Origin of the sequence: Parafrankia elaeagni, assembly GCF_000374165.1 — a bacterium.
GTDB classification, from domain to species: Bacteria; Actinomycetota; Actinomycetes; order Frankiales; family Frankiaceae; genus Parafrankia; species Parafrankia elaeagni.
The window spans coordinates 1-16,178 of record NZ_KB893775.1; the positions used below are offsets into that span (position 1 = coordinate 1).

Genomic DNA, 16,178 nt, shown 5'->3' on the forward strand with positions numbered 1-16,178 from the left:
TCGCTCGGCTACGACGTAGTCCTCACCAAACGGCCGGCACCGCCCACCGGCCCCGCGAGAGCTGCCTGACAAGGAACTGAACACAGCGTCACCCATGCCCGGGCCCAGCCCACGGCGGGCGTCAGCCCGCCCGCCAACGCCCCGCGCCCCAGGCAGTGGGTGACTCGGCGTGGCCCCGGCACCGACGCGCCCTGTCCCAGCGCGGTCACCACCTGGCCTTGCCCGTTCCAGCGTGGTCACCAGCGCCGTGGGCCCGTCACGACCACCAGTCACCTCATTTTCCCTCGAGCGGGAATGTGGCTGCGGGGCCCGGACGAAGGCGACCCCACCGGCCGGGGTGGACGCCCCGGTCCAGTACGGGCCGCGGGTGACCGCGGCGGCGGTCTACCTGTATTCCGGCCAGTTCCTGTCGAAGGACCGGACCGCGACCGCGCTCGCCGAGCTGGTCGGGATCCCCCTGTCCGCGGGCACGGTCGCGGCGATGGCCGCCCGCGCCGCCGCCGACCTGACCGGTTTCCTCGCGGCTGTGCGCGACCTGCTCGCCGGCGCCGAGGTGGTTGGCGCGGACGAGACCGGGCTGCGCGTCGCCGGGCGGCTGCACTGGGTGCACTGCGCCCGCACCGGGAAGTACACCCTCATCGACTGCCATCCCCAGCGCGGAACCGGCGGGATCGACGCCCTCGGGGTGCTGACCGGCTTCACCGGGGTCGTGGTCCACGACGCCTGGGCGCCGTATGAACACCTACACGTCCGCCACCCATCAGCTGTGTGTCGCCCACGTGCCGCGTGAGCTGCAGGCCGTGAGCGACGCCGCCCCGGCCGGGACCTGGTGCTGGGCCACCCAGGCCGCCGACGCCCTCGTCGCCCTGCACCGTCTCACCGTCGACGCCGCCACCACCGGCACGCCGGTCGACCCGAAGGCGCTGGCCACCCACACCCGCCAGCTGCGCCACGCCGCCCACATCGGGATCAGCCAGACCTCACCCCGCGGCACGAAACTCATGGCCGCCCGCCACGCCACGCCCTGGCCTGCCGCCTCGTCGACCGCGAGACCGACTACCTGCGCTTCACCCGTGACCTGCGGGTTCCCGCGGACAACAACGGCTCGGAACGCGACATCCGCATGATCAAACTGCGGCAGAAGGTCTCCGGGTGTCTCCGCACCCTCACCGGCGCCCGCCAGTTCTGCGCGATCCGAAGCTACCTGTCCACCGCCACCAAACACGGCATCCCCCAGTTCTCCGCCCTCGTCCAACTCGCCGAGGGCCGCCCCTGGATGCCCGCAACCACCTAACCAAAGATCAAAGCGGTACCTGACCAGTTACGAAAATTAAAGCTCGGTAACGCTCCGTCACCACCGAAAGTGGAGCAGAGCCGTTTTCTCGACACTCCTGGGAGCGGACACGACTCGGTCCTCTCAAACGGACCGGTCTCCACCGAACCCGGGGCGGTTCACACCGGGATCCCGAGGACATGGGAGCGTGGACGCCGGTCAGTTACTTCTCTGGCCGGGAGTACCCGACGGAAGGGGAGGCCGTCGATGCCGCGTGCGAAGCGGTGCCGTGGCTCGGACCACTCGTGGGCCGTTGATCGCTCACGATGAGTAGCTGATCTTCGGTTTTCGTCCCGTTCCGGGGGTCGCGGCCATCGCGCTGCTCTGTCGTGTGCCTCACAGAGGTCCAGGCGGATCGCGGGGTGGTTGTCGCGCACCACGGATTTCCGCACACAGAAAGTCGTTTTGTGGTAGCTGTGCGTTATTGAATGGCGCGCACTGGTCGGCTATGGAGGTCTGTGGACCGGTGTGAAACCTGCCGTGTTGGATGTACCTCATACGTGTTATCCGTCGGGATGGTGTTCTGTGGCGGCTGGTAGCCACCATAAGTTCAACATTGATAGTTGTTTGTAATCTCCGGTACATGTCTTGTTTCTTGACCGTGTATTTATCGATCGATAAGCTCTTTCTGGGCACCTTCGGGCATCGTCCGGAGTCGGTCCAATCCATGGCTGTTCCGAATGTAATATCGGCGCGGATTTTGCCGCGACGTCGGAAACACGTTACCTCTCCGCGCTGTGTCGACTCGGTGGTCGCGAGTGGCGGCTCTGGGGGAGACCGACGCATGGAGGGCGACACGCAGTGTTTGTCGAACGAAAACAGCAGGTCGCTGTCCTTGAAAAGGTCCTGGACCGTGCCCGAACGGGGTTTGGCAGTTCCATTGCAATCACCGGTCCGATGGCAAGTGGCAAGACCACCCTGTTGCGTCTATTCGCCACGTTGGCCGCGGAGCGCGGATACCTCGTCCTGTCCGGTTCCGGTACCCGCGCGGAACGCGGGCTGCCGCTGGGCCTGCTGAACCAGCTCTGTCATGACGTCCCGCTTCAGTCCTACCCGCTGGCCTGTGGTGAGCCGATCGCGCGGTCCATGCCCGCGGTCGCGACCCTGGTCCGCAGGGTGCAGCGGACCGCGGTGTTCCCGGTGGCGGAGCCTGAGCAGGGCGACGGCCGACGCTTCGCGCTGACGGTGCACGCCACCTTCACCGCGTTGCAGAATCTGAGCGAGCGCACTCCCGTCCTCCTGGCCATCGACGATCTGCAGCACGCCGATCCTCTCTCGCTGCGTGGCCTGCTCTATCTCGCTCGCCGTATCGGCCACGAACGCCTGGTCATGGCGCTGTGCGGCAGCGAACTCGGTGATCCGACGGATCCGTTGATCTACCGTGAGCTGCTCGAGCAGAGCCCGTGGGACCGGCTCCGGGTCCCGGCGCTGACCCTCGACGAGGTCACCGAACTTCTCCAGGCGCGCCATTCCGACGTCCCCCCGGAGGTCTCGCAGGCCTGTCATGCCGCGACCGGCGGCAATCCGCTGTTGGTGCGGGCACTGGCGGCGGACCTGGAAGCACGCGGTATCCCCGGCAGCGTCAGCGAGGCCGGGCTGATAGCGACCGGCAGCGACTACGCACGGGCGGTCAGCCGTTGCCTCGGCCGCTGCGACACCGAGACCCAGCAGGTACTGCGTGCCTCTGCGCTGCTGGACAAGGAGCTTCCCTCCGGCCTGGTACCGCTGGCTCGGCTGGCCGGCCTGGACACCGCCGTCGTCGCCCGCCGCGCGGCCGAGCTGGAGATGTCCGGGCTGCTGAACAGGGGTCGGCTGCCTCACCCGTCCGCCCGCGACGCCGTTGTCGACAGCACGCCGGCCGCGGAACTCGGCGAGCTGCATCTGCGCACTGCCCGGTTGCTGCACGAGGACGGCGCCGCACCGCTCGTCATCGCGAACCATCTGCTCGCCTCCGGGCTCGCCGTTGATGCCTGGGCGGTCCCGATCCTGCGGGTGGCGGCCGAAGAGCTGCTGGACAACGGCGACAGTGCGGGCTGTGCGCTCGCCAGGCGCCTGTTGGGCCTGGCCAACGACGCCAGCCTCACCGAGACGGACCGGGCGGCGGTCCGGGCGTTGCTGCTGGTGGCCGAATGGCGCATGAACCCCCAGCAGGCCCGGCATCGTCTCACCCAGGTCAGCGCGATGGCGTGTGCCGGCCTCCTGTCGGTGCGGGACATGCTGATGACGTCGGACATTCTGCTCTGGTTCGGTCAGCACCGGGAGGCGGTGGCCATCCTCGACCGGGCGGACGTCCAGGACATCGAAGGAAGCGACGGTGCCGGGATCCGACTCAACCGGGTGTCGGCCGCCTGTTTCCACCCCGGCGTCCTCGACTGGCGCAGGGTGCCGGAGAGCGAGGATTCGGTCTCTTGCCCTGCCGGCACCCGTGAGCTGCTTGCCGACCGGCTCGAGACGATGTTCAGCAAGGGCGTGGACAAGCATGCCGTCACGGCTGCCGAGCAGGCACTTCGACAGTGCCGGCTGGGAGACCGGACGATCTCGTTGGTCGTGGTGTCGCTGGCCATTCTGATCCATGCCGACCAGCTGGAGACCGCCGCGCTCTGGTGCGACCGGCTGGTCACCCAGGCGGCGGACCGCGAGGCCCCGACGTGGGACGCGATCCTCTCGACGGTCCGGGCGGACATCTCGCTGCGGCAGGGCCATCTCCTGGACGCGCAGTGCTGCGCCGAGAGCGCGCTCGCCCGGCTCTCCCCGGAGAGCTGGGGGGCGGCGATCAGCTGGCCGGTGTCGATCGCGCTGATGGCGATGACCGCCCGCGGAAGGCTCGACGACGCTGCCCGGATGCTGGAGTACCCGGTACCGGACGAGACCGTCCATGACATCCGGGGACTTCGCTACCTGCGCTACCTGCAGGCACGCGGCTGCTTCTATCTGGCCACCAGCCGGCCCGAGGCCGCTCTGCACGACTTCCTGACCTGCGGTGAACTCATGGACCGCTGGAACATGGACCAGCCGGCGCTGATGCCGTGGCGTCTGGACGCCGCGCGGGCCCACCTGGCCCTGCGGCAGCCGACGCACGCCCGTGACCTCATCGAGGCGCAGCTGGGCCAGCTCACCGGCGAGCTCACCCGAACCAGGGGCATCGCACTGCGGCTACTGGCGGCTACCAGTGATGTGGCGAGCCGGGTGGCCCTGCTGCGGGAGTCGGCCGAGATCCTGCGGCCGGTCGGCAGCAGCCTGGAACTGGCCTACACGCTGGCCGACCTCAGTCATGCCTATCGGGCCGTCGAGGACTCGCACCGGGCCCGGATCACGGTGCGGCGGGCCTGGAGCCTGGCCGCGGCAGGCCATGCCGATGCCCTGTGCCAGACGCTGTTGCCCGACCTGAGTGAGGCGGACGAGGACGGCGACGCGCCCTCTGAGGTCGACACCAGGGCACTGCTGATGGCCCTGAGTGATGCGGAGCGGCGGGTGGCGGTCCTGGCGGCCCAGGGCAGTACCAACCGGCAGATCGCGAACAAGCTCTTCGTGACGGTCAGCACGGTCGAGCAACACCTGACCCGGGTCTACCGCAAGCTGCGGATAACCCGCCGTAACGATCTGCTGGCCAAACTGCCGGCGGACATCAGCAGCATCGCCTGACCGGGCTGCCCGGCTGGGCCGCCTACCTGGGCCGCCTGGCCGGGCTGCCTGGCCAGGCCGGCTGACTGAGCTGAGCCGTCGCGGTGCCCCGTTGTCCATCTTAAGGAGGACATGTGTCAGCCAGCCGGTGGTCCCGGGACGCCCCCGCGGCGGGTCATGCTGCCCGGGTGACGACCGACGCTACGACTGATGCCATACACGTGCGCGGGCTGCGCAAGAGCTACCGGGGCGTGCCCGCCGTCGACGGCATAGACCTCGACGTCGGCGACGGAGAGATCTTCGCCCTGTTGGGCCCGAACGGCGCCGGCAAGACCACCACGGTCGAGATCCTGGAGGGCTTCCGCAAGCGGGATTCCGGCGAGGTCCGGGTGCTCGGCGAGGATCCGGAACGAGCCCCGATGAGCTGGCGCCACGGCATCGGCGTGGTCCTGCAGAACGCCCACGACATGGCCGAGCTCACCGTCGGCGAGATCCTCCGGCACTTCGCCCGGTACTACCCCGACCCCCGGGACCCCGCCGAGATCATCGAGCTCGTCGGCCTCACCGACAAGACCGATCAGCGGATCCGGACGCTCTCCGGCGGCCAGCGGCGCCGGGTCGACGTGGCGATCGGCGTCGTCGGCCGGCCGCGTCTGCTCTTCCTCGACGAACCCACCACCGGCTTCGATCCCGAGGCCCGGCGCCAGTTCTGGCAGCTGCTGCGCACTCTTGCCGCCGAGCAGGCGACCACCATCCTGCTCACCACCCACTACCTCGACGAGGCCGAGGCACTCGCGGATCGGGTCGCGGTCATCGCCGGCGGCCGGCTCGTCGCCGTCGACACCCCGGACGTGCTCGGCGGCCGCGCCGAGGCGACCGTGCGGGTGCGGTGGCTGGAGAACGACGAGTTCCAGGAGATCGAGACCCACGATCCGGTGGGCACGACGATCAGACTCGCGGAGCGGTTCGGTGGCGACGTGCCCGGCATCACCATCACCAGACCCTCCCTCGAGGACGTCTACCTCGACCTGATCGGAGGTACGGCGCGATGACAGCCATTGCGGAGCCGTCCATCACCGCGAAGCCGTCCCTTTCCAGGGCGCCGTCGCTCCCCGCGCTCGCGCTGTCGAGAGGCGCGCTGGAACTGAAGATGTTCTTCCGGGAGCGAGACGCGGTGATCTTCACCTTCGCGCTGCCCGTGGTGCTGCTCATACTGCTCGGCTCGATCTTCGACCGGGCGATGCCGAACGGTCCGGAGGCGTCCGGAGTCAGCTCCAGCCAGCTGCTCACCGCCGGCATGATCGCGGCCGGTATCGGTTCGACCGGCTTCGTGAACCTGGCCATCGGCATCACCAGCGACCGCGAGGACGGCACGCTCAAGCGCCTGCACCGGGCGCCCCTGCCACCGGCGGCGTACTTCGTCGGCAAGGTGATCCTGGTGCTGGTGACCGGGCTCATCGAACTCGCGATCGTGCTGGTGCTCGGTGCGCTGGTCTTCGACCTGCAGGTGCCGACGGATCCCACCCGGTGGCTGACGTTCACCTGGGTCTTCCTGCTCGGCGTGACGGCGTGTTCGCTGCTGGGCGTGGCGATGAGCAGTGTGCCGCGGTCCGTGCGCAGTGCCGCGCCGATCGTCAACCTGCCGTTTCTGGTTCTGCAGTTCGTCTCCGGCATCTTCATCGTGCCCATCAGTCTGCTGCCCTCGGCGTTCCAGCAGGTAGCGGCTCTCTTCCCGTTGAAATGGCTGGCGCAGGGATTCCGTTCGGTCCTTCTCTCGGATTCCGCGGCGGCGCTGGAGCCCGCCGGCGCGTGGGAGCACGGACGAATCGCGCTCGTCCTGGGCGCCTGGTGTATCGGAGGCTTCGTGTTGTGCCTGACCACCTTCCGCTGGCAGAGCCGCAAGGACGGCTGAGTCCGCCACCGAGAAATCCGCCACCGAACTCCTCGGTGCGCGCGGGCAACGACGAGTGGGTGCGCCGTCTCCCGATCTGGGACGGGTACTTCGCCCTCGTCGCGATCGCGAGTACGGCACTGACGCTGACGGACGACCCTCCGGTGCCCCACCGGGTCGGAGCCGTCCTGCTGCTGGGGCTGCTCACGGCCGGATATCTCGCGGTGGGGCGACGCCTGATCGCGGTGCCCGGAAGAGGCTGGCCACCGCTGCTCTACCAGGCTGCTGTCGTGGCCGTGTTTCCCGTGGCGGCCTGGCTGGCACCGGCCAGCGCGACCGCGCTGTTCGCACTGTGCGCGCAGGCGTTCCTGATGCTCGGGGCCACCGGCGGAACGGTGACCGTGGTGGTTCTCGGCCTCGGCTGGTTCGGCACGGCGCTGTGCTACGCGCCGGATGTCGGCAGCGTGCTGACCGGCCCGTTCCTGCCGGCGCTGATCGGGCTGGCGCTGTCGGCGGTGATCGGGGCCTGGGCCCAGTACATCATCCGGCAGAGCGCGGAGCGGGCCACCCTGATCCGCGATCTGGAGCGGACCCGGGCCGAGCTCGCCCGGCTCTCCTACGAGGCGGGTCAGGCCGCCGAGCGGGATCGGTTCGCGGACGTGATCCACGACACCATCGCTCAGGGGTTGTCGAGCGCGCTCATGCTCATGCAGGCCGCCGACACCATTCTGCGGGCCGACCCGGAGCGCGCCCGTCGACACCTCGCCGTCGCGCGGCGGACCGCCGAGGAAAGCCTGGCCGACGCCCGCTCACTGATCGCCGCCCGGCCGGCCACCGAGGCGATGCCCGCCGCGCTGCCCGACGCGCTCCGGCGCGAGCTCGACCGGCTCGGCGAAGTGCACGAGGTGGACGGGACGCTCAGAGTCGAGGGCGCCCCCAGATCCCTGGACACGCCGCTGGAGGTGATGCTGTTGCGCGGCGGTCAGGAGGCGCTCGCCAACGTCGGTAAGCACGCCAGGGCCACCACGGTCGACATGCTGCTGCGTTTCGACGCCGACGAGGTGACGTTGGAGGTGCGCGACAACGGCTGTGGCTTCGCTCTCGACCTGACCGAACCCGGCCACGGGCTGCGGTCGATGCGTGAGCGGGTCAGCCAGGCCGCCGGCCGGCTGACCATCGAGTCACAGCCCGGAGCGGGAAGCACCGTGCGGCTCGAGGTGCCGGCCGGGTGATCACCGTCCTGCTCGTCGACGATCACCCGGTGGTGCGGATGGGGATCCGGGCCATGCTCGACGCCGCACCCGGGATCGAGGTCGTCGGCGAGGCGTCCTCAGGCTCCGAGGCCGTCCAGCGTGCCCGCGCCCTCGCGCCGCGGGTCGTGCTCATGGACCTGCGCATGCCCGGCGGCGACGGGGTGAGCGCCACGGCCGAGATCCGGGCGGCCCTGCCGGCGACCCGGGTGGTGGTCCTGACGACCTACGAGAGCGACGGTGACATCCTGCGCGCGGTCGAGGCCGGTGCCGCCGGCTATCTCCTGAAGGACACCCGGCCGGCCGACCTCGTGCAGGCGATCCAGGCCGCTGTGCGCGGGGAGACGGTGCTGTCGCCGGCGGTGGCGGGCCGGCTGCTGCAGCGGGTCCGGCGCCCCGAGGCCGAGCTGCTCTCGCGGCGGGAGGCGCAGGTTCTCCGGCTCATCGCACGAGGGCTCACCAACGCGGACATCGGGCGGGAACTCTACATCAGCGAGGCCACGGTAAAGACCTACGTCCTGCGTATCTTCAACAAACTCGACGTGTCGGACCGCACCGCGGCGGTGGTGGCCGCACTCGACGCGGGACTGATCCCGCGATCGACGATTGAGGAATCATAGCCCACTGCGCCCACTGCGCCCACGGCCTGCTCTTCGCCGATTCGGCCGTCGAATACAGGTTGGCACACGGCGGCACACGGCGGCACGCGGCCCTACGGGGCGGTACGGGGCGGTACGGGGCGGGCCAGGTCGAGCAGGGGTCGCTAAGGGGTTGGTCAGACAATCGGGGGCGGTCAATAGTCTGCGAAGGCGCATTCCGCATGGGCGGATTCCGAACCGAGTCCTAGGGAGCGGCGTGATCGAGTCCGGCGACCACGAGGCCTGGAACATTCCCGTTGACCGGTCGGCGGCACCGAAGCGCGAGCCTGGCCCTATCGATCTGCGACGAAGCTACGTGCAGGCCGCCTACAGCGGAATTCCGACCTTCATGGGCGTGCCGTTCTGCCTGAACCAGGAGGATCTGCGGGCCGGGCAGGTGGACGTCGCCGTGTTCGGCGCGCCGCTCGACTCATCCTCCGGTCACCGCGGGGCGGCGTACGGGCCCCGGGCCATCCGGGCGGACGAGCGGTACATTTTCAACACCCCTGAGCTTCTGGTCAGCGCGAGCACCCGGGTAAGCCCGTTCAACGTGTTGCGAGTGGTGGATTACGGGGACGCGCCGGTCGACATCTTCAGTGTGGAGAACTCGCTGCCGTCGATCGGCGGAATGGTCCGCGAGGTGGTGGACGTCGGTGCGGTACCGGTCATCATCGGCGGCGACCACTCGTTGATGATCGCGAGTGTGGGGGCGCTCGCGGACCTCTACGGCCCGGACAAGGTGGGCGTCGTGCACTTCGACGCCCACCCCGACTGTCACGAGCACATCTTCGGGCACCGGGTCACCCACGGAACCCCGATCTGGCGGCTGATCGAGGAGAAGGCGATGCCCGGCCGCAACTTCTTCCAGATCGGCCTGCGCACCCCGAGCGGCCCCGACGACCGGCTCCTCAACTGGATGCGGCGCAACGGGCTGCGGACACACTTCATGGCTGAGATCGACCGGATCGGCGCCGCCGCGGTCATCGACCGGGTGATCGAGGAGATCCAGGCGGGGCCCGAGTTCGTGTACCTGTCCCTGGACATCGATGTGCTCGACCCGGCGTACGCGCCCGGCACCGGAACCCCGGAGCCCGGCGGCCTGACGCCCCGCGAGCTCTTTCCCGCGCTGCGGCGCATCTGTGCCGAGACCAACGTCATCGGTATCGACGTGGTCGAGGTCGCGCCGCACCTCGATCCCGGCTACAGCACCACCATGAACGCCCGCCGCGCCATCTTCGAGGGCATCACCGGGCTGGCGATGAAGAAGAGCGGTATCACCACCGCCGACTACCTCAATCCCATCGTCTCGGGGGATCTGAAGTTCCCGCTGGCCTGAGTGCCTTTCCCGCTGACCTCAGTTGACCTCAGTGCCTTTCCCACTGGCCTGAGTGCCTTTCCCGAGGCATGATCCGCTCGGATCGGAAGGACGTCACAGCCGATGACCGCCACCATCTTCGGCGCGGACTCCGCGCAGACGCTCGAGGACTTCGAACGTACCGCCACCGCCGTGGCCCTGGTGCTCCGCGAGCGCGGGGTCACCGCCGGGGCGCGGGTGCTTCTGAAGGCGGGCAACTCGGCCGGGTACGTGACCACGCTCTTCGCACTGATGCACGTCGGCGCCTCGATCGTGCTCGTCGACCACCGGGAGCTGGGCGAGGAGACGACCCGGATCTGCGAGGTGGCCACCGTGTCGCTGTGCATTGTGGACGACGACGCCGTCCCGCCCACCGGGGTCACGGTCAGCCACATCTACGAGCTGCTGGCCGCCGCGGCCGGGCGCAACGGCGAGGCCCGGGCACGGATCCGCATCGACACCTGGTGCGGCCTTCCCGACGGCCTGATCATGTGGTCGTCCGGCTCCACGGGTGCACCCAAGGGCGTGGTCAAGACCGGCGCGCGTTTCATCAGGAACCTGGAACGCAACGCCGCGCACATGGGGCACCGCCCCGACGACGTGCTCCTGCCGCTGCTCCCGTTCAACCACCAGTACGGCCTGTCGATGGTGCTCATCGCGTGGATCGTGCGGTGCTCGCTCGTCATCGCGCCCTACCGCCGTGTCGACCGGGCGCTGCGGATGGCCGCCCAGACCGGCGCCACCGTCCTCGACGCGACGCCCGCCACGTACCGCACCCTCCACAACATCGTCAGCCGGCGAGCCGAACTGACGGCGCAGCTGGCCACCGTACGGATGTTCTGCAGCGGTGCCGCCCCCCTCGACCCCACCCTGGTCGACAGGTATGTCGACCTGACCGGACATCCGCTCCTGGACAGCTACGGCAGCACCGAGCTGGGCAACATCTCCTTCGCCACCCCGGAGAACCCGATCGGCACCGGCCGGTCCATGGCCGGTATCGGTGTGCGGATCGTCGACGACGAGGGCACCGAACTGGGGCACAGCCAGGTGGGGGAGATCGTGATCGACACCCCGGACCTGATGGAGGGCTACCTCGACGAATCCGGTGAGCTCCGACCGGAGCCGCGGGGCTGGCGGCCCACCGGCGACCTCGGTCATCTGGACGCCGCCGGCAACCTCTTCGTCGACGGGCGCAAGCTCGCCGTGCACCGGATGGGCCACACGCTCTATCCGGAGGTCATCGAGTCCCGGGTCGCCGCCACCGGCTGCTCGACGAAGATCATTGCGCTGCCCGACGAGCGGCGCGGCGCCTCCCTCGTCTTCTTCGTCGAGGACGAGCGCTCCCGCAGTGCCGCGTACTGGCGGGAACGGATCTGCGCCGTGCTGCCGGTGTACGAGCAGCCGAACCGGGTGGTGGTCCTCGACCGGCTCCCGCTCAACCGCAACGGAAAGCCCGACCGTCACGAGCTCACCCGCCGCGCCGCGGAGCGCAGCGGCGCGTCCGAGCTGGGCGCCCCCTCCGAGCTGGGCGCCTCCGCCGACCAGAGCACGGGTGAGCCCACGAGCATCGTGGCATGAGCACGGCGATTCTCTTCCCGGCACTCGGGCCGGTGCGCCGCAACGAGCTGGGCAAGTTTCTGATGATCGACCCGGCAGGCCGCCAGCTGGTCGCCGAGGCGAGCGACGCGCTCGGGTACCACCTGGCCGACGCTCTCGCCGAGGCCGGGGACGACGACTACGCCGAGGCCGTCCAGGTCTCGTTCGCGGTCGGGTCGCTGGCACTCGCCGCCTGGGCGGAACGCGAACTGGGCGCCGAACCGGCGTGCTGCGTCGGGCCGAGTTTCGGCGAGCGGCCGGCGTTGGCCTACACCGGGGCGCTGCCCGTCGCCGACACCGTTCGCCTGGTGGCGGAGATCGCCCGGGCCGAGCGGGAGTACTTCGGCGCGGAGCACGGGGATGTCGTGACCCAGTCCTTCACCCGCGTGCCCGAGGAGCGCCTGCGGCCGCTGTTGGACGGGTTGAGCGACTGGTATGAGATCTCCGGCTATCTCGACGCGGACTTCCACATGGTCTCGCTCCGCGAGCACGAGCTGGACCGCTTCAAGGCGGGCGTCAGCGAGGCCGGCGGCTACTGCCTGTACACGATGCGTCCGCCCGCTCACGCCGGCATCTTCACGGGCCTGCGCGACCGGATCGCCGCCCACGTGTCGGCTCGGTACGAACTCGCCGCACCGCGCGTCCCCGTCGTGTCCTACCAGGACGGCACTGTGCTGAACGACCCGGACGCGCTGCGGGAGGCGTTGGCCGACGGTTTCGTCCGCGCCATCCGCTGGCCTGACACGGTCCGGTCGCTCCGGGCCCAGGGGGTGCGCACGCTGTACATCACCGGCCCGGACAACATGTTCCACCGCGTTCGCCCGACGCTCGACAACTTCGAGATCGAACTCGTCGACCTCCGCCGTGTGCTGCGCCGCCCCAGGTCACGCTGACCTCATTGCTGGGAACGGCCTGGCAGGACATCAGTCGGACGTAGGGGAGTTCGTCAGACGTAGGGGAGTTCGTGCGGGGCGATGGCCGGGAAGGCGTCGCCGGGGCCGGGATTGGAGCCCGGGGTGTGGCCGCCCAGGTGGTTGAGGACTCCCCAGACGGCGTTCAGACCGGTGGTCACCGCGCCCTCCGCGAAGCCACCGGTCCAGGAGATGTCGTCGCCGGCCAGGAAGACGCCGCGCTGGTGCTCGGGCAGCGCATCCTGCATGAAGTGGCCGAAGAGCCGGCGCTGGTAGCGGTAGTGGCCGGGCAGGTTCGCCTTGAACGCGCCCATGAAGTTCGGCTCGCTCTCCCAGGTCACGGCCACCGGGTCCGCGATGATGCGGGCACGGATGTCGAGGCCGGGATAGACGCGGCCGAGGCTGCGCAGCATGATGTCGAGGCGCTCGTCCGGCGGCAGGCCGACGACCTTGAGCGAGTCGTCGTTCCAGGTGTAGGACAGGCACATGACGCCCGGTGCCTGCGGCCCGTCGTCGAAGAGGTAGACCCCGCGCGGAGTCCGGTCGGTGAGCGTCATGCCCATCAGCGGCCGGCCGGTGGCCGGGTTCACCGTCTGCCAGAACGGCCGGTCGGTCAGGGCGAACACCTTCGACGCGCCCATGTAGTGGGTGCGCTCGATGGCCGTCCACACCTCGGTGGGAAACAGCGACTCCGCGCAGTCCACCCTGGTCAGCAGCAGACGTACCTGGGGGGTCAGGACCACGGCGGGAAAGGTCTGTGTACCCGCCGCCGTCGTGATCTGGATGCCGCCGTCGACGCGGCCCACCCGGGTCACCGCTGGGCGCGGACCATCCGGATGCAGTGCCGCGAGCGAGGTTCCCCCGGGCCAGTGCGCAACGCGGTCGGGGATGTGCTCCCACAGCCGCAGCGGCAGCTGCTGGGAGCCGCCGAGGATGCGGACGTGCCGGTCGTCCGCGCCGGTGTAAACCACCCGAAGGATTTCCAGCATCGAATTCGGGAAATCCGTGTCCCAGCCGCCCGTGCCGAACCCCACCTGGCCGAAGATCTCGCGGTGCCGGAATGAGGCGAACGGCGGCGAGGCGGCCAGGAAACCGTAGAAGGACTGGTCGTCCAGTTCCAGGACGAGGCGGTTCCAGATCGTTTTGATCGTGGTGACGTCCCGGCGCCGGATCGCATCCTCCATCGTGGAGAACGCCGCGTTCTCCTCCAGCACCTTCGCCCACGCGTCGCCCACCTCCTGAAAGACGCCGGGCAGGTCGTCCGTGCCGCGGGCCCAGTGACCGCGGCCGTTGAGATCGATGAGTGTCGCCTGCGTGGCTGCCGCCAGCGGGTTCGGGAACGGGGCGGTGGACAGCCCCACCAGGTCGAGGTAATGGAACAGCGCGGTCGCGGACGGAGGGAACCGCATCGCGCCCAGTTCGGCGACCGCGCCGGGATGACCCTCGAACGTGGTGGAGCGCATCCGTCCGCCGAGCTGCTCCGCCTCGAACACCACCGGACGCAGGCCGAGGCGCATCAGCTCGTAGGCCGCCACCAGGCCGGCCATCCCACCGCCCACGATCGCGACGGGTGTCCCGTGGCGTGCGGGGGGCATCACACCCAGCCCGGCCGGATGGCGCAGCCACTCGTCGTAGCCGAACGGGAAGTCGGGCCCGAACATGGTGACCGGGTCGGACACACGCTGACCGGCGGGCCGTGGGCCGGAGGTCGCGATCGTCATGAGGATTCCCTGGAGGCGGGCGCCTGACGGTCGGTCAGCGCGCCGTAAAGGTCTGGTCGGCGGTCGAGGAGGTACGGCGTGGCCCGCCGGGCGGCTGCCAGGGCGGCCGGGTCGAGGCGGCCGATCAGGACGGCCTCACCACCGGCGGCCTCGGCCAGCGGGAGGCCGTCGGGCCCGACCAGCCGGCTCAGCCCGCAGTAGCCGTCGGGTTCGGTGTCGGTCCAGTTCACATACGCGATGAAGAGCTGACTCTCGAAGGCCCGGGCCGGTACCAGCGTCCGCGCCACGAACTCCCAGGGACGCGTCAGCGCGGTCGGTACGGCGAGCAGCTCGGTGCCCGCCAGCGCGTGCGCGCGGACCAGCTCGGGAAACTCGACGTCGTAGCAGATGACCAGCCCGACGGTGCGACCGCCGATCCTGGCCTGGACCACCGGATCACTGCCGGCGGCGAAGGTACCCGCGTCGAACTCGCCGTAGAGGTGGGTCTTCCGGTAGTGCGCGGCGACGCGGCCGGTGGCGTCGATCAGATGCACCGAATTGTAGAGCACGCCGTCGGCGGCCTCGGGCCAGCCGTAGACGATCGACACGCCGCTGGCCTGCGCCAGTGCGCTCACCGCGTCGCGCAGCGGGCCGTCGGCGGGCTCGGCGACCTGCCTGGTGCGGCCCCTGCCGAGCTGGTAGCCGGTGGCGGACAGCTCCGGCGTGACGAGCAGCGCGGCACCCGCCTGGGCGGCTTCGGCGACCACGTCACGCAGGCGCGCCACGAAGCCGCGCCCGGCCGGGCGTCGACCGGCTTGCCAGCACGCAATGAACCTTTCCCGGTAACCTGTCGTCGCTTTCGGTAGCGACAACTCCGTGTGTGTGGGTTGACCTTCAGGTGGTGCGTTGGTGCTCCATGTGGAGCAGCACGAGGCAGGCCTTCGCGACGGAGCCGATCTGCCAGGGGTCGATCGTGACGTTGTGCAGGACGCCGAAGGTGCCCTTGAGTAGGGCGTTTCCACGTTCGCCGACGGCGCGCAGCGCGTTGTGGATCCTGTTGTGGCCTTTCTGTTCGTCGGTGAGGGTGCCACCCTTCGGCTTCTTGAACGGGATCGCGAGCGGGCCCTCCTGGGTCGCGCACCCTTCGTAACCAAGGTCGAACAGGACCCGGTGGAGCTCGTCGCCTGTCCACTCCCGCAGGACCCCGATCGCGCCTGAGGCACGCAGCGCGGTCAGGTCGTGCTCCCGGCCGGGCCGGACGTCGGAGACCCACAGCGGGAAGCCGTCGTCCGGGGCGGTGACGACCTGGATGTTGCCCGCGTGGTTGTGGGCCTTCTTCGACCACCACAGGTCCACGCCCTTCGTCGGGCCGGGCATGGACAGGCGGTCGGTCTCGACGAGGGTGCCGTCGACGATCACATGGTCGTAGCCGGCCATCTTCGCGGCGATCAGGGCATTGCGCAGGTCAGGCGCCTGCCAGGCCAGCAGCGCTCGACCCTCGTGGATCGCGCGGTAGCACACGCTCCTGCTGATCCCGTGATCCTCGCAGAGTCTTCTGACCTTGGTGCCGTCGCAGAACCAGCGGATCACGACCGTGGCCTGGTCGGCGCAGCCGAGCTTCCGGGTCCCGTTCCGCGTGCCGATGCGCTCGCGTTCCGCCGCCAGGATGCGGACCAGACCCCAGAACGTGTGATCGCTGACGGGCAGGTAGGAGACATATGGGATGCTCATCGCGACGCGGGGCCTCTCGGAAGTTGATCTGTGGAAGGACTACTTCCTACCGAGGCCTCGCGTTTCGTCGCCTACCACCCCCGACGCACCGCCCGTCCGTCACTCACAGCAACCAAACGCGGAGCGTGACGACTCGTTACGGGGAAAGGTTCA

The 16,178-nt window shown here is 69.6% G+C and carries 14 protein-coding genes; 11 read left to right on the forward strand and 3 right to left on the reverse strand.

Going from position 1 to position 16,178, the window contains the following annotated elements:
• Positions 1 to 232: 232 nt before the first annotated feature.
• The 11 genes from B207_RS42450 (at position 233) to B207_RS0128915 (ending at position 12,576) form a co-directional block, all read left to right on the forward strand.
• Positions 233 to 790, forward strand: a complete 558-nt coding sequence (locus B207_RS42450; protein WP_268258229.1) for an IS66 family transposase — start codon at positions 233 to 235, stop codon at positions 788 to 790.
• 10 nt (positions 791 to 800) lie between these two features.
• The gene (locus B207_RS42455) at positions 801 to 1,127 is read left to right on the forward strand and encodes a hypothetical protein (protein ID WP_326829289.1); all 327 of its coding nucleotides are present in this window, start codon (positions 801 to 803) and stop codon (positions 1,125 to 1,127) included.
• Positions 1,079 to 1,294: an IS66 family transposase gene (locus tag B207_RS42665; RefSeq protein WP_407671478.1), complete on the forward strand. Its 216-nt coding sequence runs from the start codon at positions 1,079 to 1,081 to the stop codon at positions 1,292 to 1,294. The genes B207_RS42455 and B207_RS42665 overlap by 49 nt, the downstream gene beginning before the upstream one ends.
• Positions 1,295 to 2,134: 840 nt before the next feature.
• Entirely contained in the window at positions 2,135 to 4,975 is a 2,841-nt protein-coding gene (locus tag B207_RS0128880; protein ID WP_084692374.1) for a helix-turn-helix transcriptional regulator, read from the forward strand.
• Between the two features lie 200 nt (positions 4,976 to 5,175).
• Positions 5,176 to 6,006: an ABC transporter ATP-binding protein gene (locus tag B207_RS0128885; RefSeq protein WP_018640178.1), complete on the forward strand. Its 831-nt coding sequence runs from the start codon at positions 5,176 to 5,178 to the stop codon at positions 6,004 to 6,006.
• On the forward strand, positions 6,003 to 6,866 hold the full coding sequence (locus B207_RS0128890) for an ABC transporter permease (protein ID WP_018640179.1): 864 nt from the start codon (positions 6,003 to 6,005) through the stop codon (positions 6,864 to 6,866). Before B207_RS0128885 ends, B207_RS0128890 begins: the two co-directional genes overlap by 4 nt.
• 35 nt (positions 6,867 to 6,901) lie before the next feature.
• The gene (locus B207_RS0128895; protein WP_018640180.1) at positions 6,902 to 8,077 is read left to right on the forward strand and encodes a sensor histidine kinase; all 1,176 of its coding nucleotides are present in this window, start codon (positions 6,902 to 6,904) and stop codon (positions 8,075 to 8,077) included.
• Positions 8,074 to 8,715 (forward strand): response regulator, encoded by a 642-nt coding sequence (locus tag B207_RS0128900; protein ID WP_018640181.1) that lies wholly within the window; start codon positions 8,074 to 8,076, stop codon positions 8,713 to 8,715. The genes B207_RS0128895 and B207_RS0128900 overlap by 4 nt, the downstream gene beginning before the upstream one ends.
• A gap of 235 nt (positions 8,716 to 8,950) precedes the next feature.
• Positions 8,951 to 10,069 (forward strand): agmatinase family protein, encoded by a 1,119-nt coding sequence (locus B207_RS0128905; protein ID WP_018640182.1) that lies wholly within the window; start codon positions 8,951 to 8,953, stop codon positions 10,067 to 10,069.
• A 102-nt stretch (positions 10,070 to 10,171) separates the two neighbouring features.
• Positions 10,172 to 11,665, forward strand: coding sequence for a class I adenylate-forming enzyme family protein (locus B207_RS36190; RefSeq protein WP_018640183.1), 1,494 nt, complete (start codon positions 10,172 to 10,174; stop codon positions 11,663 to 11,665).
• Entirely contained in the window at positions 11,662 to 12,576 is a 915-nt protein-coding gene (locus B207_RS0128915) for an ACP S-malonyltransferase (RefSeq protein WP_018640184.1), read from the forward strand. Before B207_RS36190 ends, B207_RS0128915 begins: the two co-directional genes overlap by 4 nt.
• 53 nt (positions 12,577 to 12,629) lie before the next feature.
• Here the strand turns inward: B207_RS0128915 and B207_RS0128920 are convergent, their stop codons facing one another.
• The 3 genes from B207_RS0128920 to B207_RS0128930 are packed head-to-tail and all read right to left on the reverse strand — an operon-like array spanning position 12,630 to position 16,025.
• A complete protein-coding gene (locus B207_RS0128920; protein ID WP_018640185.1) occupies positions 12,630 to 14,315 on the reverse strand; it encodes a flavin monoamine oxidase family protein in 1,686 nt (561 codons plus the stop codon).
• Positions 14,312 to 15,166, reverse strand: coding sequence for a carbon-nitrogen hydrolase family protein (locus B207_RS0128925; protein WP_326829287.1), 855 nt, complete (start codon positions 15,164 to 15,166; stop codon positions 14,312 to 14,314). The genes B207_RS0128920 and B207_RS0128925 overlap by 4 nt, the downstream gene beginning before the upstream one ends.
• Positions 15,167 to 15,188: 22 nt before the next feature.
• Positions 15,189 to 16,025: an IS5/IS1182 family transposase gene (locus B207_RS0128930; protein WP_018638110.1), complete on the reverse strand. Its 837-nt coding sequence runs from the start codon at positions 16,023 to 16,025 to the stop codon at positions 15,189 to 15,191.
• Positions 16,026 to 16,178: the final 153 nt, after the last annotated feature.

Coding starts and splice junctions, on each gene's coding strand:
- B207_RS0128930 (WP_018638110.1), bottom strand. CDS start 16,025: ATGAGCATCCCATATGTCTCCTACCTGCCCGTCAGCGATCACACGTTC.
- B207_RS0128890 (WP_018640179.1), top strand. CDS start 6,003: ATGACAGCCATTGCGGAGCCGTCCATCACCGCGAAGCCGTCCCTTTCC.
- B207_RS36190 (WP_018640183.1), top strand. CDS start 10,172: ATGACCGCCACCATCTTCGGCGCGGACTCCGCGCAGACGCTCGAGGAC.
- B207_RS0128920 (WP_018640185.1), bottom strand. CDS start 14,315: ATGACGATCGCGACCTCCGGCCCACGGCCCGCCGGTCAGCGTGTGTCC.
- B207_RS0128915 (WP_018640184.1), top strand. CDS start 11,662: ATGAGCACGGCGATTCTCTTCCCGGCACTCGGGCCGGTGCGCCGCAAC.